The sequence below is a fragment of the Arthrobacter crusticola genome (genome assembly GCF_004357995.1).
GTDB lineage: Bacteria > Actinomycetota > Actinomycetes > Actinomycetales > Micrococcaceae > Arthrobacter_D > Arthrobacter_D crusticola.
Window position 1 is genome coordinate 506,431 of the sequence record NZ_SMTK01000001.1, and the last position, 20,952, is coordinate 527,382.

The 20,952-nt window shown below is 64.4% G+C and carries 22 protein-coding genes; 5 read left to right on the forward strand and 17 right to left on the reverse strand.

Annotation, left to right across the window (positions count from 1 at the left end; translation table 11 throughout):
* Positions 1 to 83 precede the first annotated feature (83 nt).
* The 9 genes from E2F48_RS02380 to E2F48_RS02415 all read right to left on the reverse strand — a co-directional run bounded on the left by E2F48_RS02380 (position 84) and on the right by E2F48_RS02415 (position 7,396).
* Positions 84 to 563 carry a hypothetical protein gene (locus E2F48_RS02380; RefSeq protein WP_133402386.1) on the reverse strand — a complete coding sequence of 160 codons (480 nt, stop codon included), beginning with the start codon at positions 561 to 563 and terminating at the stop codon, positions 84 to 86.
* A 101-nt stretch (positions 564 to 664) separates the two neighbouring features.
* The gene (locus E2F48_RS02385; RefSeq protein ID WP_246018483.1) at positions 665 to 1,231 is read right to left on the reverse strand and encodes a GNAT family N-acetyltransferase; all 567 of its coding nucleotides are present in this window, start codon (positions 1,229 to 1,231) and stop codon (positions 665 to 667) included.
* A 4-nt stretch (positions 1,232 to 1,235) separates the two neighbouring features.
* A complete protein-coding gene (locus E2F48_RS02390) occupies positions 1,236 to 2,288 on the reverse strand; it encodes a S66 family peptidase (RefSeq protein ID WP_133402387.1) in 1,053 nt (350 codons plus the stop codon).
* Positions 2,289 to 2,404: 116 nt separating this feature from the next.
* On the reverse strand, positions 2,405 to 2,527 hold the full coding sequence (locus E2F48_RS17705) for a hypothetical protein (RefSeq protein ID WP_281274781.1): 123 nt from the start codon (positions 2,525 to 2,527) through the stop codon (positions 2,405 to 2,407).
* 396 nt (positions 2,528 to 2,923) lie between these two features.
* Positions 2,924 to 3,874: an aminoglycoside phosphotransferase family protein gene (locus E2F48_RS02395; protein WP_185149772.1), complete on the reverse strand. Its 951-nt coding sequence runs from the start codon at positions 3,872 to 3,874 to the stop codon at positions 2,924 to 2,926.
* Positions 3,875 to 3,990: 116 nt separating this feature from the next.
* Positions 3,991 to 4,416, reverse strand: a complete 426-nt coding sequence (locus tag E2F48_RS02400) for a hypothetical protein (protein WP_133402388.1) — start codon at positions 4,414 to 4,416, stop codon at positions 3,991 to 3,993.
* 347 nt (positions 4,417 to 4,763) lie between these two features.
* A complete protein-coding gene (locus E2F48_RS02405; protein WP_133402389.1) occupies positions 4,764 to 5,147 on the reverse strand; it encodes a GntR family transcriptional regulator in 384 nt (127 codons plus the stop codon).
* A complete protein-coding gene (locus E2F48_RS02410; protein ID WP_133402390.1) occupies positions 5,144 to 6,169 on the reverse strand; it encodes a hypothetical protein in 1,026 nt (341 codons plus the stop codon). Before E2F48_RS02410 ends, E2F48_RS02405 begins: the two co-directional genes overlap by 4 nt.
* A gap of 288 nt (positions 6,170 to 6,457) precedes the next feature.
* Positions 6,458 to 7,396, reverse strand: a complete 939-nt coding sequence (locus E2F48_RS02415; protein ID WP_133402391.1) for a DMT family transporter — start codon at positions 7,394 to 7,396, stop codon at positions 6,458 to 6,460.
* On the opposite strand from E2F48_RS02415, the gene E2F48_RS02420 reads away from it, so the two are divergent.
* Positions 7,395 to 8,807: an aminotransferase-like domain-containing protein gene (locus E2F48_RS02420; RefSeq protein WP_133402392.1), complete on the forward strand. Its 1,413-nt coding sequence runs from the start codon at positions 7,395 to 7,397 to the stop codon at positions 8,805 to 8,807. The genes E2F48_RS02415 and E2F48_RS02420 overlap by 2 nt on opposite strands.
* Before the next feature lie 657 nt (positions 8,808 to 9,464).
* Here the strand turns inward: E2F48_RS02420 and E2F48_RS02425 are convergent.
* From E2F48_RS02425 to E2F48_RS02455, 6 genes are all read right to left on the reverse strand, one after another.
* Entirely contained in the window at positions 9,465 to 9,839 is a 375-nt protein-coding gene (locus E2F48_RS02425) for a hypothetical protein (RefSeq protein ID WP_133402393.1), read from the reverse strand.
* A 291-nt stretch (positions 9,840 to 10,130) separates the two neighbouring features.
* Entirely contained in the window at positions 10,131 to 10,598 is a 468-nt protein-coding gene (locus E2F48_RS02430) for a DUF2975 domain-containing protein (RefSeq protein ID WP_133402394.1), read from the reverse strand.
* Between the two features lie 142 nt (positions 10,599 to 10,740).
* Entirely contained in the window at positions 10,741 to 11,346 is a 606-nt protein-coding gene (locus E2F48_RS02435; protein ID WP_133402395.1) for a GNAT family N-acetyltransferase, read from the reverse strand.
* Positions 11,347 to 11,417: 71 nt separating this feature from the next.
* Positions 11,418 to 11,693, reverse strand: coding sequence for a hypothetical protein (locus E2F48_RS02440; protein WP_133402396.1), 276 nt, complete (start codon positions 11,691 to 11,693; stop codon positions 11,418 to 11,420).
* A 268-nt stretch (positions 11,694 to 11,961) separates the two neighbouring features.
* Complete coding sequence (locus E2F48_RS02450) at positions 11,962 to 12,330, reverse strand: hypothetical protein (RefSeq protein ID WP_133402397.1); 369 nt, start codon at positions 12,328 to 12,330, stop codon at positions 11,962 to 11,964.
* A gap of 149 nt (positions 12,331 to 12,479) precedes the next feature.
* Positions 12,480 to 14,396, reverse strand: a complete 1,917-nt coding sequence (locus tag E2F48_RS02455; protein WP_133402398.1) for a primary-amine oxidase — start codon at positions 14,394 to 14,396, stop codon at positions 12,480 to 12,482.
* 90 nt (positions 14,397 to 14,486) lie between these two features.
* On the opposite strand from E2F48_RS02455, the gene E2F48_RS02460 reads away from it, so the two are divergent.
* From E2F48_RS02460 to E2F48_RS02475, 4 genes are all read left to right on the forward strand, one after another.
* Positions 14,487 to 15,071 carry a TetR/AcrR family transcriptional regulator gene (locus E2F48_RS02460; RefSeq protein WP_133402399.1) on the forward strand — a complete coding sequence of 195 codons (585 nt, stop codon included), beginning with the start codon at positions 14,487 to 14,489 and terminating at the stop codon, positions 15,069 to 15,071.
* 92 nt (positions 15,072 to 15,163) lie between these two features.
* The gene (locus E2F48_RS02465) at positions 15,164 to 16,573 is read left to right on the forward strand and encodes an aldehyde dehydrogenase family protein (protein ID WP_133402400.1); all 1,410 of its coding nucleotides are present in this window, start codon (positions 15,164 to 15,166) and stop codon (positions 16,571 to 16,573) included.
* Positions 16,574 to 16,822: 249 nt separating this feature from the next.
* A complete protein-coding gene (locus E2F48_RS02470; protein WP_133402401.1) occupies positions 16,823 to 18,358 on the forward strand; it encodes an APC family permease in 1,536 nt (511 codons plus the stop codon).
* A gap of 661 nt (positions 18,359 to 19,019) precedes the next feature.
* Positions 19,020 to 19,781, forward strand: coding sequence for an alpha/beta fold hydrolase (locus tag E2F48_RS02475; protein ID WP_165968667.1), 762 nt, complete (start codon positions 19,020 to 19,022; stop codon positions 19,779 to 19,781).
* Here the strand turns inward: E2F48_RS02475 and E2F48_RS02480 are convergent.
* Positions 19,710 to 20,414 carry a DUF2332 family protein gene (locus E2F48_RS02480; RefSeq protein WP_133402403.1) on the reverse strand — a complete coding sequence of 235 codons (705 nt, stop codon included), beginning with the start codon at positions 20,412 to 20,414 and terminating at the stop codon, positions 19,710 to 19,712. The genes E2F48_RS02475 and E2F48_RS02480 overlap by 72 nt on opposite strands.
* Positions 20,380 to 20,847, reverse strand: coding sequence for a hypothetical protein (locus E2F48_RS02485; RefSeq protein WP_185149773.1), 468 nt, complete (start codon positions 20,845 to 20,847; stop codon positions 20,380 to 20,382). Before E2F48_RS02485 ends, E2F48_RS02480 begins: the two co-directional genes overlap by 35 nt.
* Between the last annotated feature and the right edge of the window lie 105 nt (positions 20,848 to 20,952).

Genomic DNA, 20,952 nt, shown 5'->3' on the forward strand with positions numbered 1-20,952 from the left:
AACACCTTCGCGACCGTCGTCCGGCTTACGGTCTTTATACTGACCGATCCCCTGACAGAGCATCATGCCGGGCATCAAAATCCTCACATCGTCAGTTCGCAATACCGTCCTGTTGGCTCACCATCGACACGGAACTCCAGACGCAGTGTCTGGGCGGATCGAGGCGGGGCCGGCACAAACACCCACATTGCATCCCACTCGGTACTGTCGCCGGCCACTTTGCCTCCTGCCTGCCGGTACTGGGTGCCAACCTCATCGGTGAGATGGGTGGTGATGCGCTCGAACACGGCGATGCCCGGCATCACTGGTGGAGCTTCAGTGGCTTCAGGTCCTGAAGCGCCTCCGCGGGCGGCCCAGTCCCCGCGTTGCCAAAGGAACCGGGTATCCCGGGCCATGGTCTCAGGTCCGCGGACTGCGCTGAGGAAAAGGTTAACGCTCGGTTCGCCGGCGCCCATTCCAACAAAGCCCGGAGCGGTTCCTTGCACCACCCCGGCGAAGCGCACATCGATGCTGTCGACAGTAGCCACCACGAGGTCATGGGAAGCGTAGGTGAGTGCCTTCATGAGGTCACCCTAGCGGCCATTGTTCACAAGCAGGGGGCAGCAAGACCTCACGAATATCAATGCAGGGACGGCCACGCTTCCCCGACAGGGTGTCCCGGTGCTCACGCCGGGGGGTTTCTGACTGAGGCATACACCAGCATGTCTCGGCGCACTCCGGCGATTTCCTGATGACTGCGCAGGAGTCCTTCGCGCTGGAACCCGGCGTGTTCGGCGCTGCGGATCGAGGCGGTGTTCCACGGCTCAATGTAGAGCTCAACCCGGTGCAGTTCTGGAATGGTCCAGGCGAAATCGAGAAGTGCCAACAGCGCGCGGGCGGCAATCCGGCGGCCGCGCTCTCGGGGGATCACCCCGTAACCGGCCTGGGCGCGTCCCTTGTTCAACTCCTGCGTGCACAGGCCTATCTGTCCCACGCAGCGGCTGGTCGCGGCGACGGCGATGGCAAAGGAGAATCCCGTTCCCTCGTTATGGCGCTGTCGCTGGCGTTCGACCCACGCCAGGGCCTGCTGATGCGACGCGTGGGCGGGCAGGGTACCAGTTGTGGGGACGTAGGCGTCGCGGGATAGTTCCACGGCCATCCCGGCGTCGGCATCGCGGAACCGGCGAAGGAGCACACCCGCGTGCCGTGGGTCATCCACGGGCCACGGCGGTGTCTCGAGAGGGGCTTGCACTGTCTCAGCCGTAGTGAGCCGTGATCGTGCGGTCCAATCCGTTCATTGTCATGTTGCCACCGTAGGGCAGGATCCACTGTGGGCGGGTATGGCCGAAGGGGACTCCGACGCAGATGACGGCCCCGGGGTTGTAACGGGTGATCTGTTCAATGACGGCGTCCCGCTGGGCCGCCCTGAGGCGGGAGCGCTCCGCCGCACCGGGCCGGAGCTCGAAGCTGCTGGTGGGGGGTCGTGCGACGAGTACCGCGTCGACGGCGTCGAGGATGCCGCGTTCACCGAGCGCACGGACCCACCGTTTCACCCAGTCGGCAGGCGGGAGCTCCTCGCTGGTCTCCAGGAGGAGGATGGCCCCGTGGAGGTCCTTGACCGGCGGTAGGTGGTCGGCCAGAGCGAGCTGGTCGAGGACTTCGAGGCATCCGCCCCAGGTCCTGCCCGACACGACCTGCTTCGGTCCGGCCCAGACCCAGGGCTCAGTCGGTTCCCTCTCACCGAACTCGACGAGGGCTCGCGGATCCCGCCAGTCCTGGCCAAAGTCCTCCGATTCTCCTGGATCGGTGATCGTGAGCTCGCCGCCGGCCATGAGAGCGGCTTGCAGGGAGGCAAGGTGGACCTCGTCTATGCCGGGACCGGGCCCGAGGTGGACCTGGGTGGAACCGCCGTAGAAACCGCCGATTCCATGCGACCAGAGCCAGTTCAGCAGATTGGTGTTGTCGCTGTAGCCGAGGAAGAGTTTGGGGTCGGCTCGCGCGAGGTCGGCGTCCAAATGCGGGATGACGGTGATCTGATCGTCGCCGCCGACCGTGGCGAGGATGGCCCTGATGGTGGGGTCAGCAAAGGCCGCGTTGAGATCGGCGGCACGGTCCTCAGCGGATGCACCGAGCCGGCGGGTCGTCGGGAACTCCACGGGTACAAGGCCGGTCACCGCCGCGAATCGGGTCATTGCCTGTTCGTGGACCGCGGGGGCGAATCCGGGAGCAGCGAATGACGGCGAAAGGACCGCCACCCGGTCGCCCTTACGGAGCTTCGATGCCGCTTTGGTGGGTCCCCATATATTCATCCCGCCAGTCAAGCACACCGGCAATGTTCGCGGCTGCAACCGTGCGGCGGGTGCACCCGGGCAGGTGTGCCCTTCTCCTGCTGTGTCGACGACAGACTTCCAAGAAGGATGGGCAGCTATCCGCGCGACCTCGTCAGCCAGGTCAGCGCGAAACCGGCGATGGCGGAGACGCCGGCGAAAGATGCTTCAAGTGACAGCCAGAACTCCGGAAGGGCGATCAGCAAGCCAAGGAGAGCCACGCCCGCAGTGCAGTCCAGTGCGGCTCGCCAGGGGTAGCGTGAGTAATGATCGAGCAGGAGCAGAGGCAAGGGCAGGAAACGAGCAGGTAGGCCCAGGGATTTAGCCGTGATTTGATTCCCAGGACCGACCATCCGACAGCCGCATACATGGCACCGTAAATCAGTCCAAGCGACCTATCGGTATCGGGAGCGCCGACCTGGGCGACGTGAAACAGCAGGAACATGCCGATGCTTTGAAGGATCGTCGCACCAACAACCCGGCGCTGCACTTCATCGGCTGCGGTGGAGGCGGCATTCCGTTCTCGCGGCGCGCCTGTTGATGCATACCGTGTAGCTGGCCCCATGTGCTCATCATTCGACGTGCCGGTCGAGGGTGAGCCCTCGACAACCCGGTCCTCACGCGTCAGATCGATGCGGGAAGCCGCCCGAGATAGCAGGGAATGACTCGGACAGTTCCCGGTCGTCAACAATGCGCGTCAACGTGCTTCTCCCCAGGGCGCTCATTCCCGGATTTGACCGCTGGTAGTACCAGACCAGGCCCATTGCCTGCTGGAAGGCCCAGGCTGCCCCACGCCTCCACTCAAGATCGGTGCAGGCCAGTTCCCGGCGGAACCAGGCCCGGCCCTCTGCGCCGAGCAGGTGCCATACGGCGACAAGATCGAGTGAAGGGTCCGCAGGAGCGAAACCGCCTCCATCGACGACCCCGACCAGCCTCTCGCCCTCGACCAGGAGGTTCCCGGGAATCAAGTCACCGTGCGTCATGACGTCGGGGCCGGCGGTCGGCAGGAGTCGAAATTCAGCCCAGAGGGCACGGAGCCGATCGAGCGGAAGCAGGCCTTCGCTCCTGCGGAAACAAATGCTCATCCAGTCATCGGAATCCTGCAGATTTCCGCCGCGGCCAGTACCGGCGAAGTGGCGCCCTCCGGTGTCGGCGCTTCGGAGGGCGTGTACGAGGTCCGCGAGATCGTGGGCAAAAGCTCTGGAGTTGGCCAGACCGCCGGGTGTTGCCACCTGCCCTGGCAGCCAGGTCTGCACCGACCACGGCAGGGGGTAGCCGTGGTCGGGAGCGCCCTCGGCAATGCGCACGGGTGTTGGAAAAGGACAACAGGCGGTCAGCTCGCGCATGGCTGCTGCTTCTCGCGTCAGTTCGGCCCGCATGTCGGTCGCGTCCACCGAGCGAAGGGGGAAACGCGCGGTGAGGTGGGGGCCGATCCGAACGATGGCGTTGACCGTCCCGTCCGTCCGGACACGGCGGATATGCTCGTGGCGCCAACGGGGGAACTGCTCGACGATCAACCTGCGAGCAGCTTCCTCGTCAAGGAGCAGTTGGTCATCGTGCATCACCATGCAGTCGACCCTAGCCGATCCCCAGGCGGCCTCCTCAGCCCCTTCCTCCGGCCGATCCTAACCTTCCCGACGTGCGGCGGAACCCCGGCGATGAGCAGTGCCGCGGGACCGCGTCATTAGCGCAGGATGAGGTTCGGGTGGAGTGAAGTCCATCCCAGCTCGGCGTACTCCTCGACGTCGTAGCCGTCTGGCGCAAGCAGCACTTCAACGTCCGGGGTGGTGACACCGACAGCGGGCGTCAGCGCGCCTTCGATGTATCCACCGCAACCGATGACTGCCTGACCGTCCTGATCGATGATCAGACAGATGGTCCGCTCCAAGCCATCGGCGGGCCGGGCAACGTAATAGGAACGTCCGTCCTCCTCGGCCAAGAAGCGTATGGTCTCCCGGGCGACCACGCCCTCCGTGTTGAGGGATGCGGGCTGGTCCTTGTCAACGGGCGCATTCTGGAGCACCGAGAACGCCGGGGTCGTACTGCAGCCGGTCAAAACCCCGACGAGGGCAAGTGCCCCCACCGCCCGTACCAGTCCGCGCCCGTTCACTGACTTCCCCCTGATGCCACTAATTCGCCGCGCATCCCCGAACGCGGACGCGCTGGGGCTACGCTGACCCAATCACGGCCACATCGCGAGGGAAACTGCTTGCTGGTCCCGGGTGGATGATCGTTACAGGACCGCAACCGTCCGAGGCAGCTTCGTCCCGGCCCCGGCAAACCGGCGGACGCTCAGGCTCAGGTATGTGGGGCGCAGGGCCATCGGAGTCACTCCCGTTGTCAACCCGACCGTTCCGGTGAGGCTGAGGCGCAGACACCCAGTGAACCGCGCGGTCCCCGCCCCGCGGGGATAGACCCGGTTGTCCTCCTGCCCATTTCCAGCGATGCGCGCCCCGCCTACCGTTGATAAGTGCCTCCACTTCCACCAGACGCTTCGATCCAGGCGTGCGCGAGCAGTCCTTGGGCTCCGATGAGGTCCAGTCCTTCTGCGGCTGCTTGTCGCGCCAATTCCTCGGCTGCCCTGATGAGTGGTCCGGTGGCGGTGTGGCCGGGGTTGACGCGGGTTCCTGCTGCGCGGGCCGTGCGGATGAGCCCCATGCTTTCGAGCTCCTTGTAGGCCTTTGCGACAGTTCCGGGCGCAACTCGGAGGTCAGCGGCCAGTTGCCGCACGGGAGGCAGCCGTGAATCCTGTTGCAGTTGCCCGGTGCGTATTTGCGCCGCCAGCTGGGAGCGTATTTGCTCGGCAGGCGACAACACCGATGAAGCATCGACGCTGATCATCGTGCCGGTACCGCATGCGGACCCGCGATCTTTCGCGCAATGGACCGCATGCTTGTCGTGACGGTGATGGCTTTGACCAGGAGGACGGCGGCCGCGACAGCGACCACGAGCGAAGCGAGGATCAGGATCAGAGCGAGGGTGTATCCCGGCTCGACCGCTATCGTGCTTGGTGCGACCGTCAGATCGGCTGTCGGGACGGGATCCCGGTGGGACGAACGCAGAACGCTTCCCGCCACTGCCGCGAGCCCAGCGATGTGAAAGGCGAGGGCGGAGCTCGAAGCGGCCATCACGAAGGTTGTCTTCAGCATCCGAAGTAGCCCATCGGCACCGAACAGGTCCATGGACGGCGGCCGCGCGGTCGAAGCTATCCGACGGAGAGACCAGCAAACGACCGAAATCGTCAGGATGGTGCCGACGATGACGGGGATTCCGTAGTACCAGCCCGGGAACGGGCCGCTGGCGGAAATGGTGTACTGCACGTCGATGATCTGCCCGTTCTCCACCCCCCAACCGGCTAGGCTCCGCCTTTGGAACACCCGGTGCAGGCCGTTCTCGTCAGTGGCCGAGAAGACGCCGGTCAACACCAGACAGAGCATGAGCATGATTGCGGAGGCCAAAGGCAGGGCAAACACCCACTGCCGGGCGAACGATGTCGCGCTTCGCGGCTGAAGCTCGGCCACAGTGCGCCCGCTTTCAACCAAGGTCCACGTCGGGCGGGGATACAGCGAAAAGGCCAGAAGACCCGCGATAGTGCCGGCACTGCCAGCGAGGGCGAAGGGCAGGCCGTACCCCTGCGTCCACCCTGAGCCCATCATGCACATGAGTCCGGCGACGGCGACGCCGAGGATGAGGGCCGTCAAGCTCGCCCGAGCCTCCGTGCGGTACATTGACGCAGCGAGTTGACTATGTCCGGCGCCGGCGATTGCTCCGTCCCACGAGTTGACGGGTGCAAAACCGATCACTCGGCGCAGCACCATCCCGACCGCGGCGGCCAGCAGGGCCAGGGCGAGTAGTGCGACCACTATCCATATCGATCTCACGGGCCCCCCAGATTCTTATGTAATTTCTGCAATACAAGCGTGGGCAGGTTGTTGTGTCAAGACCTGAATACAAGAGCCTTGGAGCCGGGCTGACCTGCAACCCGTTCCGACGTCGCACGAAGTTGTCGACGGTCCGTGCAACTTTCCGGGTCTGGCTGGACTCCGCGGTGCGTGAAGTGTGGAGTGATCACTCCGGCGACAATACTCCGAGCCCTGTCCAGGACGAGGAGGCAGTGGTGGCGAACTGGGACTGAAGCCGGCGAACGTGCCCTAGGTTCGCTTCACGTGCTCGCCGGGGCTGCTCCGGATGCGCGCGGTGATCCCGGCGCAGGCGACGACGGCCAATCCTCCGAGAATGGTGGCAGCCGTAAGGCCTTCGCCGAGCAGCAGTGCCGCCCACGAGATGCTCAGGACCGGTTGGACGAGTTGGATCTGGCTGACCTGCGCTATGGGGCCGATGGCCAGGCCGCGGTACCAGGCGAAGAATCCGAGAAACATGCTCACGACGCCCAAATAGACGAAAGAGGCCCACTGCAGGGGAGTTCCGGCAGGAGGGTGCTGGAGGACCGACACGGTCGTCAGGGCCAACATGAGGGGCGCGGCCAGCACCAGCGCCCAGGACACGGTCTGCCAAGGGCCCAGCTCACGTGCCAACATGCCCCCTTCGGCGTACCCGATGGCGGCGCTGGCCACCGCGCCCATCAACAGCACGTCCGCCCACTGAAGGTGCCCGAATCCACCGGACTGGACGAATGCGAAGGACAGAGCTGCCGCAGCGCCGACCCCGGTGGCGGCCCAAAACGCTGGCCGGGTCTGCTCCCGTCCCCGCAGGACGCTCGCAGCTGCTGTGGCCGCGGGCAGGAGTGCGATGACGACCGCGCCGTGACTGGCCTCGGCGGTGGTCAGTGCGAAGGAGGTCAGCAGCGGGAACCCGACGACGACACCGCCGGCGACGACGGCGAGCCGGCTCCACTGGACTTTCCTCGGAAGCTGTTGCCGCGTCAGCAGGAGGGCGGCGGCGGCCAGCGCTGCGGCAAGCACTGCACGGCCCGAGCCGATAAACATTGGCGACATGCCCCCTACGGCCACCCGGGTCAGGGGCCCGGTGAGGGAAAAGGCGGCCACCCCCCACAGGGCCCACCCGAGCCCGGACGGCGCGAGGGGTAGCGGTAGGCGGGAAGGAAGAGTAGCGCTACTATATGGCTTCATGACCAACGATAGCAGTAAGGTGCTCGCGGCCCACTTGCGGAAGTGGATCGCGGGCGCCGCGCCCGGAGCACGCCTGCCCTCCACGCGGGAATTGGTGGCCGAACACCGGGTCAGCCCGGTGACAGTACAGAAGGCTCTGAGCGCGCTCGCCATCCAGGGGCTGATAGACAGCCGACCAGGGGTGGGCACCTTCGTGCGGGCGGCGCGTACGGTACGGCCCCCGGACTACGGGTGGCAGAGCGCCGCACTGGCGTCCCCGTCGTCGCCCCTGCTCCCGGCCCCGGCGGCGCTGCGCATGGCCCCCAACGATGTCATCGCCTTCCACTCGGGCTACCCGGACCGCGGCCTCCTCCCGGAGCGGCTGGTACGCGGGGCACTGGCTAGGGCCGCCCGGGGCGACGCAGCGGTTTCCCGGGCGGCGGCGGCGGGTCTTCCGGAACTGCAGTCCTGGTTCGCCCACGAGCTGGGAGCAGCAACGCCGGCCGGGATCACACCGCCGACGGCGGGGGAGGTGATTATCACCCCGGGAAGCCAGAGCGGGTTGAGCTCCATATTCCGGGCCTTGGTCGGCCGTGGCCGACCAATCCTGATGGAGTCGCCGACCTATTGGGGGGCGATCCGCGCCGCGTTCCAGGCCGGGGTGGTCATTGTCCCGGTGCCCAGTGGCCCACAGGGGCCGGACCCCGAAGGACTGGCCCGGGCGTTCCGGGAAACCGGGGCCCGGGTGTTTTACGCCCAACCCAACTACGCCAATCCCACCGGTGCCCAATGGTCCGCTCAGCGCGGCGAGCAGGTCCTGGAGGTGGTGCGCAACCACGGCGCCTTCCTCATCGAGGACGACTGGGCGCACGACTTCGGCATTACCACGACCCCGGTTCCCTTGGCAGCGGGAGAGGACTCCGGACATGTCATCTACCTGCGCTCGTTGACCAAGAGCGTCTCCCCGGCCCTGCGCGTGGCGGCGGTCATAGCCCGCGGCCCGGCCCGGGAGAGGATCCTCACCGACCGGGGAGCCGAGTCCATGTACGTCAGCGGCATCACCCAGGCTGCGGCCCTCGATGTCGTCACTCAACCGGCCTGGCAGGCTCACCTCCGGGGGCTGCGTCACCAGTTGCATTCCCGCCGGGACCTGCTGGCCACCAGCCTTCGGAAGCACGCACCGCAGATCCATGTCGCCCACCTGCCCACAGGGGGTCTGAACCTCTGGGGCCGACTGCCCGATGGAACCGATTCCGACCGGTATACCCGCGACTGCGAAAAAGGCGGCGTCATCATCGCTTCGGGCGCGGACTGGTTTCCCGCCGAACCGGCGGGGCCCTACCTCCGGCTGAACTTTGCCGGCCCCAACCCCGCGGCCTTCGAGGAAGGCGCACGCATCCTGGGCCAGATCCTCGAAGGCAGCACCCATTAGCCGGTCAGAGTGTCGTCATCCGAGCACGTCAGCGCGGGTTGGAAAAAGCCGGCAGACGTCGCTCCCAGCCCACGGCAGAGAAGGATCGTTTCCGTGGCGCCCTAAAGCCGATTCTCCATTCCCCCCGCCCGTCATGGCCGTCGCGCTGATCGTCGGATGCATGCCTACGGACTACTGGTACACCTGCCCCGCCCATCCCGGCCACGTTCCCGGTGTGGCGTCAAGGTCGATGCCGCGTAAGCGGATCAAGCAGAGCTCTTCTGATCCGGAAGCTCGGGCCACGGCCCACAGGCTGTGGGAGCGTCCGCGGGATCGCGAGGGTATCCACTGGAGCACTTCATCGAGATCAGCCTTAGAAAGCTCCCACTCTTCCTTTCCGCTTCCGTCGTCAGCCCAGAAGTAGACCCGGTACCTCGGATCAGGCACTTCCAGTACCGCATCGCGCGGGTCTATCCTCCTGGCTTCCATGGGCCGACCGTAGCGCTCGGCACCGGTTTCGTCACGCCCGGTGTCGCGGGTCCCGACTCCCCAGGGAGTGCCCGGGAGCATGAGGGGTTCTGCCCCACGTGGTCGAGAGGCGCAGGACGACCAGACCAATAACACCCCGGGATGCTGCAGGCAGCCCGGTATCCCGCGGAATGGCACCCTTCCGGAACGCTAGCCGGCGCCCCGGAGGCGTTCAGCGATGTCCAGTGGTGTGCAGATATTCGGCATGCTGTTGGCGGTGCATAGCCGGTATGGTCCGGGGCGGATGCTGTCCGGGATGAGGAGGGTGTCTGGACCCGGCCCGGCGATCCCTATGGCCTCCCAGCCTCTGTCCTCGCCGTCGTCGACCGACCACCGGATTGGGGAGCCGGAGCCGTTGTAGGCCCCGGTCGTAGCGCTCAGGTAGTAGCGGGCATGCCAGATGTCGCCGTCCCGCTCCTCAAAAACCCAGGCGATGCCGCGACCAGTTTCCTGAGGGAACCGGATCGGGATGGTTCGTCCTGCGTCGACCGGGGAAGTGGAGATGTCGAGAAGTTCAGGGCGCATCTGCGCTGCGGGGTCATGCGCCCCGGGCCGGGCCGCAACCGGCCACCAGTACACCGAGGGCAATTCCAGCGGCAGCTGGAAGCAACTGCTTCACTCGCGGTCTGGCAGGATATCCGAGCACGGAATCGACCTCCTTGGCAGGAATGCTAACCGCGCCGACGAATAACCGACGGCTTCAGGGGATAACAATCGGCACCTGTCCAATCGAGACCGTCTGAGTTCCGACCACGCGGGAATTAGCAACAGGGCGAACAAAGCAGCCCCGGCCGCCGCCATGGTCCAACGGGTTGCCTACTGGGGTACACGGGCGGGGGCGTCATTTTGAAGCCAACCCATTACCCATCGCCTCAAGGCGAAGGCGGCAGGAACGAGGGCGAGGGAGAAAAGAAGCCCGAACAGCATCGCCGGCCCGCCGACGCGCGCAACGGACCCGGCGTGTACGGAGACTCCCGCGCCGATCAGAGCCGTGACCATGAGAGATGCCGCCATGATGCCGGCCCATCGTGTGGACCGGCTAATCATCGCCCTGCCCGCCACCACAGCCGAGACCAGTTTCCAGGCTGCCAGCAATGCCAGCTCGAGAGCGATGAATGCAGCCACAAGTGCCGTGACGTAGGGCGGCGCCAATTGCGCAACCTTCGGATATGCACGGGCGTAGCTGGCACCGGCGCCTGGAATAGCGACGAGTTGAACCAGCACGGCCGCGAGCACGAGCACTCCCAGGAAGAAGCGGAGGGGTAGGGCTTCCTGCGTGGTCATATCGCCCCCAGCCTCCTTCGGTCGTTGAGCTTGCGCCTCGAACCTACGTTCCGATCATCGTCTTGGACAGAACCTGGGTCACGGCAGCACTACTTTGTAGCTGTACCCAAACAAATATCGAACGCCCGTTAGCCGGCATACCTCATCGGGTCAGTGCCTGAATCTGGTCCTTCGACAAGGACCGATCAGCGTACAAGAGCATTGTCGCCGTCGGGTCGGGGTCATGGTTGTCCTGTCCCTGCCACACCTGATGGAGACCCGCTCGCTCGACTGCCTTCCGCGATCGTGTATTGCGCGTCGCCACGACAGCCGTAATAGGCAGATCGGGTCGTAGTGCCCGCGCCTGCTCCATGCCTGCTGCGGCAATCTCCTGGGCGTATCCGCGGCCCCAGCCCTGTGGGTGCAGGCTGAAGGACAGGTTCCAGGCGGTGTTGGCCCAAAAGTTGCAGCCGCCGATTCCGACCAGTTCCCCCGCTGAAGATCCATGCAGGTGCCGTACCACCCACAGTCCTTGCCCGTGCTCGTGCCACTCGGCGATCCGCCGCTGGAGAACTGCCCTGGTATACGCAATCGAGGGGTGGGCAAGCATGGGGTCGGCCTCCGCGAGGCGGGGGTCCGAGTACATCGAGTACAGCTCGTCAGCATCGTCAGGAGTGGGACTGCACAATGCCAGCCGGCCGCTTAGGGATTGTGCACTCTGGACACGGGATCGCGCGGTGCTTTTTGCCCCGGCCGCTTCGTCGAACATTGGTTCAGTATTGCAGCTAGACACAAGCGATCAGTGAGACGTACAACGGCGCGATGCGGTGTCGAAGGGGCTTACCTCCCGGAGGGCTGGGTTTCGCAGCTCCGTTGCAGTTCGGGCGCGAGGACCCGGATGACGACCGCAGCGCCGATCAGGGTGGTCCCCATGGGAATCATCGCCCAGCGGATCAGTCCTGTGAGGAGATCCACTGCTCCGACACCGATAGCTGTCGAAGGACCAGTGGCTTCGGCAAGGAGTCCGAGCAACTGTGGGAGCAGCACGAGTACGAATCCACCGGCGACAATCAGGGCAATTCCCCACTGAATGCACTTCTTTGCTGCTGATTCCATTGTTCCCCCAATAAAAAGCAATTGTATTGTTTGCCGAGTGTAGTCATCGAACGGGTGACGGCGCGACCACCACCATTAGGCCGAGACCATCCTGATCGACATTGAAGACCGGACCGACTTTGCACGACGGCCGGGGGGTGCGTCCCTGATTGGTCGGGATCGTTACAAACCTGCTGTGCCGCCATCACCGCGCGGAAGCAAGGATGCTTCGCGCCCTGGCGCGGTCGGGTACCCGTTCGGAGGGCGCCGAGGGACCTCCGCAGTTCGGCTAGCCGCTTCTTACATCGTCAATCAACCAACGGACAGCGTCTGGTCCGAGCCCCTCGTCTGGGTAATCGCCCGTCTGGTAGGCCTCCATCACCCTCAGCCAAACCGCCCATCGGACCCATTCGACGACGTCTTTCGTCTCGGCATACGTAATCCACAGACGATCTTCAGTGCTGCCGGGAAGCCAAACGCGAGCTCCATAACGAAGGCAAGGACTACCTTCGAGGTTTTCGAACTGCGCGATCAGGAAACCATGAGTCACCTCGGCTGTGATCAGTCTTAACCCAGAGAGGTTGGGTTCAAATCCGAACACTTCGCGGATTGCATTGAGGTAGTCCTCCGCTCGAGGCCCGATCGGCGAGATAGTCACTGACGCATTGTCGCCCAGAACGGGCCTGTTGTGGGGCGGCGCTTTCGACCAAGAGGTACGCCGCATCAGGATCCCTCACCTCGACGGCGGATCCTGCTCGCCCTCTTGATTCTTGCGGGGATGCGAAGTCGCCGTGAATCTCGCTGAGGCTAGCTGTGGCAGTGGCCTCCCGAAGCCGGCGCGTTCGGTGGGACATCAAGGACAGGACTGCGGTCGAAGAAGCCCTCCGGACGAAGCTTGAAGCCAACGGTGTCCACCGGCATGATGGGCCAGTCCTCCATGCGGGGAAAATGCGTCAGACCGAAGGTGTGCCACACTACGAGGTCCTGCCCGTCGATGTCGCGATCCTGGGCCACATAGGCCGGCAGCCCGGCCCCGCCGACATGCTGGTTGACGAAGTCGCCGGTGGGGTAGCGCTCATCCTCCGCGAACCGGGTTACCCAGAGGTCCTTGGTGGCGAAAGCCGCACGCCGGGCAATCGAAGAATCCGGGTCGGCAAGGAGGGTGGGCTGCCCCTGCGCGTGCAACTTGTAGGCGACGGGTTCCCCCAACCGGTTGTGGGACTCCGGGTTGGAGATCACCCAGGTGCGGCCGTTTCGGGAGTCTGCTTCACGCACGCTCTCCGACTCTCTCGTGAGGGCAGTCCGTTTCCGGGAGAATGCGTTGCCGCGCGGATTGTCGGGCCCGACGGGTTGCCGGACAACGTCTTCTTCCTCAACCCGGTTGGTGAAGCCGTCGATCGCCATATCGAGGCGGGCGCTGAAGAGGTGCTGATGGAACGGGGCCCCCAGGCCGGGCGCGAGCTGCGACATGTTGGCGGATGCACCCTCGGTGTACGCACTGGTGAAAACGACGCCGGTGGCTTTCGCCTCGAACTCGATGGTGCCGTCCAAGTAGAGGTACCAGTAGAACCCGTAGTCGTAGTTGCCCACGGTGGTGAAAAAGGATATGACGAGGCGTCGGTTGCGACGGGTGTAGTTGATTCCGGACCAGAGGTCGCTGTGCTTGGCGAGAATGCCCCAGTCCTCCTCATGCATGCAGATTGCGTTGCGAATCTCGCGTGGGTTTCCGAAGGCGTCGCTGATCACCGGACTGAGGTAGGTGATGTCGCCCAGGCAGTCGCAACCAAGCTCCAGTGAATTGGCGTACTGACCCACGAGATATTCTCCGGTGTCGAAGTAGTTCTGCCAGGACCGGACGGGCGACGGGTCTCCGTACGGAACCACCATTTCCGCGATGGAGGCTCGCTTGATGATGGGCCGATCCTGCCCCTTGTCATTGAACGAGAGATTATGCAGCACCACCCCCTCCCGAACATCGAAGCCGACATCGACGCTCCAGTTCTCCCACTCGACGTGGTTGCCGTTCGTTACGGCGAAGCTGGGTCCGTCGGGCTGGGTGATACTGATTGGTTTCTGGCTGGTGCGCAGCGGCCCCGTCAGCTCGGGGTCCGTATAGTTTCCGTGCTCCTGCGGCACGGGCATAGGACCCAGGTCCAGGATCTGGGTGACCTCTCTACTGACGACGTCGACGTAGGCAACCAGCCCGTCAATCGGGTGCGCCCACGCGCTGTCCGTCTCGTGCTCCTGGACAAACGCGAGCCCGCGGAGGATTCGGCGACCCTTTTCTTCTGCGTATTCGTACACCCCCGCGGAGAGCGGTGCGACACGGACCTTGGAGATGTCGAGATTTCTCTCGGCGAGGGCGGCCAGCCATCGGTCATCGGTGGACAGCAGCTCCTCCACGACCGCGAACTCCTCCTCGAGTACGGGGAGTTCGCCGGTGGTCGATGTGTCCAGCTCAACCGTGGAAAGGACCTGACCGGTGGTTGTCGAGACGACCACATCCAGTGGCGCCGAGCCAGAGATGTCGTGAATAAAGACTCGGAAGCGGCGGCCGTCCTCGCCTGCAACCGATGCGCGGCCTGGATCAACCAGTCCGAGGTACGCAATCCTCCTGGTTGACGCGAGGAGGCCGTGGTCCCTAAGGATCTTCTGTGCCGTGAGGATCTCTTCGGCTGTGGCCAGCGTGTAAGAATTGGCGGTCGCTGTGGGGGACGTAGTCATGGCAATCCTCAGTCTGGGAGTTTTTCTATCTCCGTAGAATATGCGCCCTGTAGTGTGGATCACAAGGGTTCAGAGCAGGGAGAAAAGCAAGTGCCGAAGATAGTCGACCATGACCAGCGCCGGTTGGAGCTCGTCGATGCCACCTGGCGGATCATCGCCCGGCGGGGGATGGAGGGCGCGACGATGCGCGACATTGCGGTTGAAGCCGGCTTTTCCAATGGGGCACTCAAGCCCTACTTTCCCACCAAGGACGACCTGCTCACCTTCGCCTTTCGCCACGTCTTCAACCGCACCAACCAGCGGATCGCCTTGTCCACCTTCAATCAGACCGGCACAACCGCCATTCGGGCCCTAGGTTTAGAGGTACTGCCGGTGGATGAGGAAAAAGTCAGCGAAGCCCGCATCGTCATTCCGTTCTGGCAGAAGGCCATCACCGATTCGCACAAGATGGCCATCCACCGGGAGTCGATGGCGCAATGGCGACTCGCACTGATGCGCCACCTCGGGGAGGCGCGGCAGGCGGGGGCCATCACGACCGGTGTCCCGGATGACGTTGTCCGGGAGCAGCTCATGAACTTGTTTCTGGGCGCACAGATCACAGCCGCCCTAACGGGACCGGAGGAGAGCCTTCCGTCCTATGCCCATCAACTGGACGGCTTCCTGGCGAACCTGTGACGACTTAAATTCGACCGTTGTGGAAAATCCCAGTCGGGTCTACTCTGTAGCAAATGTGTCCCAGGACACATCCGCCTACGAAGTGGAGAACCATGGAAACCTACGACGCGCTTCTTGCCTCGATCACTCGGGATTCGGGCCCTACCCGCACCATTCTGGATCCGGCGACCGGTGAGGCCGTCGGCGAGGCACCCGTCCACACCGTCGAAAATCTTGAAGCCGCGATCTCCGCGGCCGAGGCCGCCCAGCCCGCATGGGCAGCGCTCGGACACGAAGCGCGCAGCGAGGCCCTGCTGAAGGCCGCCGATGCCATCGACCGCTCCGCTGAGGAACTGGCCAACCTTCTCTCCCGCGAGCAGGGCAAACCCCTCAACGGGCCCAACGCCCGTTTCGAGGTCGGCGCGTGCTCGGCGTGGCTGCGCGCCGCGGCCACCACGGAACTGGAGCCCCAGACCGTAGCCGACGACGGCGAAACCTTCGCCCAGGTCCACTACCGGCCCATTGGTGTAATCGGGGCAATCGGACCCTGGAACTGGCCGATGATGATCACCATCTGGCAGATTGGTCCCGCGCTCCGGATGGGAAACGCCGTCGTCGTCAAGCCGTCGGAGTACACGCCCCTGAGTGTCCTTGCACTGGCGCAGGTGATCAATCAGGAGCTGCCGGCCGGCCTCCTGACCGTGGTCTCCGGAGATCGCGAGGTGGGCGCCCGCATGGCAGAGCACCCGGCGATCGGGAAAATCATGTTTACGGGATCCACGACGACGGGCAAGGCAATCATTAAGTCCTCGGCCGACAGCATCAAGCGCCTGACGCTCGAACTGGGCGGGAATGACGCCGGCATCGTCCTGCCGGATGCCGACCCTACGGCGATCGCAGAAGGACTTTTCTGGGGCGCATTCATCAACACTGGCCAGACCTGTGCCGCGTTGAAGCGCCTCTATGTGCACGAGGACATTTATGACGACGTTTGTGAGGCGCTGACCGCCATCGCTGAGGTGATGCCAATGGGCGTCGGGCTTGATGAAAGGAACGTCCTCGGGCCGCTGCAGAACAAAGCCCAGTTCGACATCGTGACCCGCCTGGTGGACTCCGCAAAGGACTCGGGGGCACGCGTTCTCATTGGCGGCAACCCGAATCCGGACCAGCCAGGGTACTTCTACCCGACGACTCTGGTTGCCGACATTGACAACGAGAACCCATTGGTCGCCGAGGAACAGTTCGGCCCGGTCCTGCCGATCATTCGCTATAGCACTGTCGACGAGGCCATCACCAAGGCGAATGCCCTGGAGGTGGGCCTGGGCGCATCAGTTTGGTCCTCCGATGTGTCGGCCGCACGCGAGGTGGCTGCGCGAATCGAGGCCGGCACTGTGTGGATCAACAAGCACGGCGCAGTCGATCCCCGCGTCCCGTTCGGCGGCATCAAGCAGTCCGGCTACGGTCTGGAGTTCGGTGTTGAGGGCCTGAAGGCCGTGGCAGTCCCGCAGGTAATCAACGGATAAGAGCTCCACAAGCAAGAAAGCACGGAAGCGACGCGGAGCGGAGACGCAGAGCACCATCACGGTGCTTTGCGTGTCCGTCCCGGGCTCTCCATCGGCGGAGCGCGGGCCGGCCGACGTGACGGCGACCGATGTCCGTCCGTCATGCTCCGTCAAGCCATTCGTAGGCCGATATCCATCACCACACCAACTATCCGAGGATTGTTGCGCCTTTCACAACGTCATCGGGAAGGCTTATCGAGGAGACAGTTCATGGACAGAACCGAAACGATCGCCTCCGGTGGATCGAGCCCTACCAATGAATCAAGGACGACGCTGCGACGGGGGCGGCTTGGCGTCATCGGCGTTGTCTTCTTCGTCGTAGCCGCTGCGGCGCCTTTGGTCGGCATGACCGGGGCAGTGCCGATCGCCATCGTACTGGGAAACGGCGCGGCTGCCCCGGGCGCCTACCTGGTCGTCGGGCTGACCCTTCTACTGTTCAGCGTCGGCTACTCCGCGATGAGTCAGCGCGTTACCAATGCCGGTGCTTTCTTCGCCTACATCGGCCGAGGCATGGGAACCCACCTCGGTCTCGGCTCCGCGTTCGTGTCGCTGATCGCCTACGTCGCCATTCAGCTGGCTATCTTCGGGTTCTTCGGCGGATTGATGGCCGGGCAAATCGGTGCTCTCGGCCTTGACCTGCCGTGGTGGTTTTGGACACTGATCGCATGGGCGGTCATAACCGTCCTATCGCTGGCAAGCGTCGATGTCGGAGCGAAAGTCCTTGGAGCGCTGATGCTGCTGGAGGTTCTCTCGCTCGCGATCACCGCCGCCGCAATTCTTATTGACGGTGGTCCCGAGGGTTATGACTTCGCGGCTTCCTTCTCGCCGCAGGCCATCCTCGCAGGCGGACTGGCCGGTTCGGCCGGAATCGCGTTTGCCTTTGCGTTTGCCTCCTTCATCGGATTTGAAGCCACAGCCATCTATGGCGAGGAATCAAAAGATCCGAAGCGAATCGTCCCGCGGGCCACCTACCTGGCGGTTGTGCTGATAACGGCTTTGTTTGCTGTCACTGCTTTCGCGCTTGTGACGGGCATGGGAGCGTCCAGGGCAGTCGAGGCCACGGTGACTTACTCGACGGTGGACGCAGTTCCGCTTGCCGATCCCGCCGCGGTCCTGTTCACCCTGGCCTCCGAATACGTTGGCGGATGGATGGCCACGCTTATGGGCATTCTTGTGCTCTCAAGCCTGTTTGCCGGACTCCTGGCATTCCAGAATGCAGCGAGCCGTTACGTCTTTGCTCTAGGGCGTGGCGGGGTGCTTCCCAGCGGGTTGGCAAGGGTCAATGCCAAGGGCGCTCCCCAGAGTGCTTCGCTTTCGACTTCCGCCGTCACAGGCGTGGTTATCCTGCTCTTCATGCTTTTCCAGCTGGAGCCGATCCTCAACATGTTTTACTGGTTCAGCGGCCTGGCAGTGGTGGCGATCGTGCTGATCGAGGCGCTGGTCTGTCTCGCCGTTATCGCCTACTTCCGAAAGAACAAGGGTAAGGAAGGCATCTTCACTACAGTAATCGCGCCGGTCGTGGCATTTGTCGGGCTCATGATAGGTGAATATCTCCTCATGTCGCGCTTTGGGCTGTTGGCCGGCACAACCGCAGAAGGCGTGGATCCCTCGGTGGAGCCGTGGGGACTAAGCCCGCTGGGCTGGGTCCTGATCGCACTACCATTCGTCGTCCTACTTGCTGGCTATCTCTTCTCACGCATCACCGGACCCGAGAATGAAGAGTTTGTTCGTGACGAGCTGTCCTGAACGACGGCGGCGGTGTTAAGGGCGGGCCCGTATCCTGCAAAGAGGACCGCCGCCGATGATCAGACGGGCCTACTGCCATGGCCCGTATCGAGAAGTACACGTCGCTGCCGATAATTGCCACCGCGCATCAGAACCCGGCCCGCAAGCCTCTAAGCGGTTCTTCAGGCCGCGTTGAGGGGTGGAACCAGCGCCGTCACGACCTAAATTCCAGGCTCATTCCTTCAGCAGCACCATGAATATCGCTCGCCGAGTCCAACCGGGGCCCCCGGAATATCCTGGAACGGTGCGACCAACCTGTCACGCTGACCAGCATCTTGTCGAGGTGTGAGGGCAGTTCGGCGGATCCCAAGACTGAGCATTATCAGCGTTGACAATGTTCTCACGGGCGATAATGTGGACACATGACCGCTCTGACCCCGCAAGAACGGACACCCACGGCTTCGGAGGTCGGCACGGGGCAAGCTTGCATGCGTGGCATGTCCGCGCTGCATCAACTGCGGCCACTTCAGGCGCCCACAGGGGCAGGAGAATGATGGGCCTGCCTAAAGGGGAGGGGCACGGCGACGCGTCCCGAAGTATTGGTCTCCCGTTGCTCCGGCCGAACCCAGGCACTCCTCTGGCAGGGTCCCCGCGATCGTCGCAGGACGCCCTGTCCGCCACCGTGGCCGGCCCCGACGATGCACCGGCGTGCATCCTCCTGCACGGAGTCGGCACGACGAGCTGGATGTGGCGGGGCCTAGTTGATCGACTCGAGGGAGCTGTCCGCCTGATCATGGTCGACTTACCCGGTCATGGCCACAACGCCTCCCGGCCGTGGGTGTCGATCGACGACACGGTCGTCGCCCTGACCCAGCTCATCGACGAGACGACGGCTGACGGTACCGCGCACGTCGTGGGGCTGTCGCTGGGCGGTTACCTCGCCCTCGAGATCACAGCCACGCATCCGGAGAGGGTGGAGAGTGCCTTGGTCAGTGGCGTCAACGTACTTCCTTTTCCGCGCCCCAGGCTGATGCGGGCCACCGCTCACCTAGTGGCACCCTTCGTACGCAGCGGGGTCATGCTGCGCGCCAATGCGCGGTCGCTGGCTATACCCCCAGAGGACTACCAGGGATACGTCGCCGCCGCCCGGTCCATGGCCAGGGGCACATTCACCGCGATCGGCGAGGAACTCATGAACTATCGGCTTCCGGCCACCTCAGGCACCTGTCCCACGCGGGTCCTCGCCGCCGCCGGGGCGAACGAGCACCCCCTTATCCTTGGGTCACTCACCAAAATTGCGGCCGCTTTCCCCAGCGCTCAAGCACGAATCGCACCCGCGGTCGGACACGCCTGGAACGGCCAAAACCCGGACCTATTCGCCCGGACCGTCTTGGCACACATCACCGCCCAGCCGCTGCCAATGGAACTTGCAGCCGCACACTGACCAACCAAGGAAGCCGCGCCCGCCTAGACTTTCCTCGCGCCACCCGACTGCACTGCACTGCAATCTGGTCGACCGCCACGAGATGTTCCTTGGGTACCACCCCTCATAGAAGCCCCTCCCGGTCCTGCGGTCGAGGGCGCTCACCTGGTCAACGAACTGCTGTCGCTCCGAGGGTGGGAGGTACGCGAGCACGGCGCTGTGGAAGATGACAAAGGTGGCCTTGGGCGGTGCCTGCCGTGCCAGCCGTCCGAGTTCCTCGTTCAGGTCACCGGCTACGAGCAGGGGAGGGTCGGCGGCGATCACGGCCGCGGCCGCGCGGAGGCGCCGGCGACGGGCTTCGTGCTCGGGCCAGATCAGGGTGTCGAGCCACCGCAGGCTTTCCGGATCGGTGACGTCGATGGGATTCAGGTCGATTCCGGCGCGCCAGACCACGTCGGGAAACCGGGCCGGGGCGGTGGCACCGCCGCGCAGGTCGCACTCGAGCACCACCTCCCCGGGCCGCCGAGGACCCAGCCGGACCGCTCCGTTCGCCCGCTGGTAGGTGTAGCTGTAGTGGTCGGGGTAGACGCAGAGTCCGGCGGAGGCCCCGACTTCGAGGTCAGCGAATCGCCGGTAATTCTCCGCGATGGTCATGGCCGCCCATGCACCTCGGCGGCCCTGCCTGGTTGACCGGCATGACGGCGGCGGCGACGCAGAGGAGCACAACCGCACCCAGTGTGGTGCCAAAAGCGACCAGTATCGCCCCTACCATCCACAGGCCAGTCACATCACCGACGGCGGCCGTGCCGATCCACGCGAGGGTGAAGGAAGCGGGAAGGACCAGCGCCGCGACACCAAAGCGCAGAAGCCGGTGGGCGAACCCCGCCACCACCATGCCGCACAAGAACGCTCCCACTCCCTGCCATATTGCGTACGGTCCGGCCATTTCGCCGGTGGACGGGTCGAACTGGTACTCGGTATCCCAGGCGAACCAGCCAACCCAGAGTCCCGCGGACAGGAGTGCGATCAGGACGACGGACGCCCATTGCCGTGCTTGCGACTGATGGTCGTTCCGGGTCAGGTGCATGCCTCACTGTAAGACACCACGCCCGCTCGTCAGGGTGCACACCGCCGAAAGCTAGCGCGAACGGCACTGGTCGACCCGCCAGACGCATGCCGGTCGGCACTATAG

Coding starts and splice junctions, on each gene's coding strand:
- E2F48_RS02455 (WP_133402398.1), bottom strand. CDS start 14,396: ATGACTACGTCCCCCACAGCGACCGCCAATTCTTACACGCTGGCCACA.
- E2F48_RS02415 (WP_133402391.1), bottom strand. CDS start 7,396: ATGAAGCCATATAGTAGCGCTACTCTTCCTTCCCGCCTACCGCTACCC.
- E2F48_RS02420 (WP_133402392.1), top strand. CDS start 7,395: ATGACCAACGATAGCAGTAAGGTGCTCGCGGCCCACTTGCGGAAGTGG.
- E2F48_RS02485 (WP_185149773.1), bottom strand. CDS start 20,847: ATGCACCTGACCCGGAACGACCATCAGTCGCAAGCACGGCAATGGGCG.
- E2F48_RS02395 (WP_185149772.1), bottom strand. CDS start 3,874: ATGGTGATGCACGATGACCAACTGCTCCTTGACGAGGAAGCTGCTCGC.
- E2F48_RS02430 (WP_133402394.1), bottom strand. CDS start 10,598: ATGACCACGCAGGAAGCCCTACCCCTCCGCTTCTTCCTGGGAGTGCTC.
- E2F48_RS02470 (WP_133402401.1), top strand. CDS start 16,823: ATGGACAGAACCGAAACGATCGCCTCCGGTGGATCGAGCCCTACCAAT.
- E2F48_RS02425 (WP_133402393.1), bottom strand. CDS start 9,839: ATGCGCCCTGAACTTCTCGACATCTCCACTTCCCCGGTCGACGCAGGA.
- E2F48_RS02440 (WP_133402396.1), bottom strand. CDS start 11,693: ATGGAATCAGCAGCAAAGAAGTGCATTCAGTGGGGAATTGCCCTGATT.
- E2F48_RS02380 (WP_133402386.1), bottom strand. CDS start 563: ATGAAGGCACTCACCTACGCTTCCCATGACCTCGTGGTGGCTACTGTC.
- E2F48_RS02390 (WP_133402387.1), bottom strand. CDS start 2,288: ATGAATATATGGGGACCCACCAAAGCGGCATCGAAGCTCCGTAAGGGC.
- E2F48_RS02435 (WP_133402395.1), bottom strand. CDS start 11,346: ATGTTCGACGAAGCGGCCGGGGCAAAAAGCACCGCGCGATCCCGTGTC.
- E2F48_RS02465 (WP_133402400.1), top strand. CDS start 15,164: ATGGAAACCTACGACGCGCTTCTTGCCTCGATCACTCGGGATTCGGGC.
- E2F48_RS02480 (WP_133402403.1), bottom strand. CDS start 20,414: ATGACCATCGCGGAGAATTACCGGCGATTCGCTGACCTCGAAGTCGGG.
- E2F48_RS02405 (WP_133402389.1), bottom strand. CDS start 5,147: ATGATCAGCGTCGATGCTTCATCGGTGTTGTCGCCTGCCGAGCAAATA.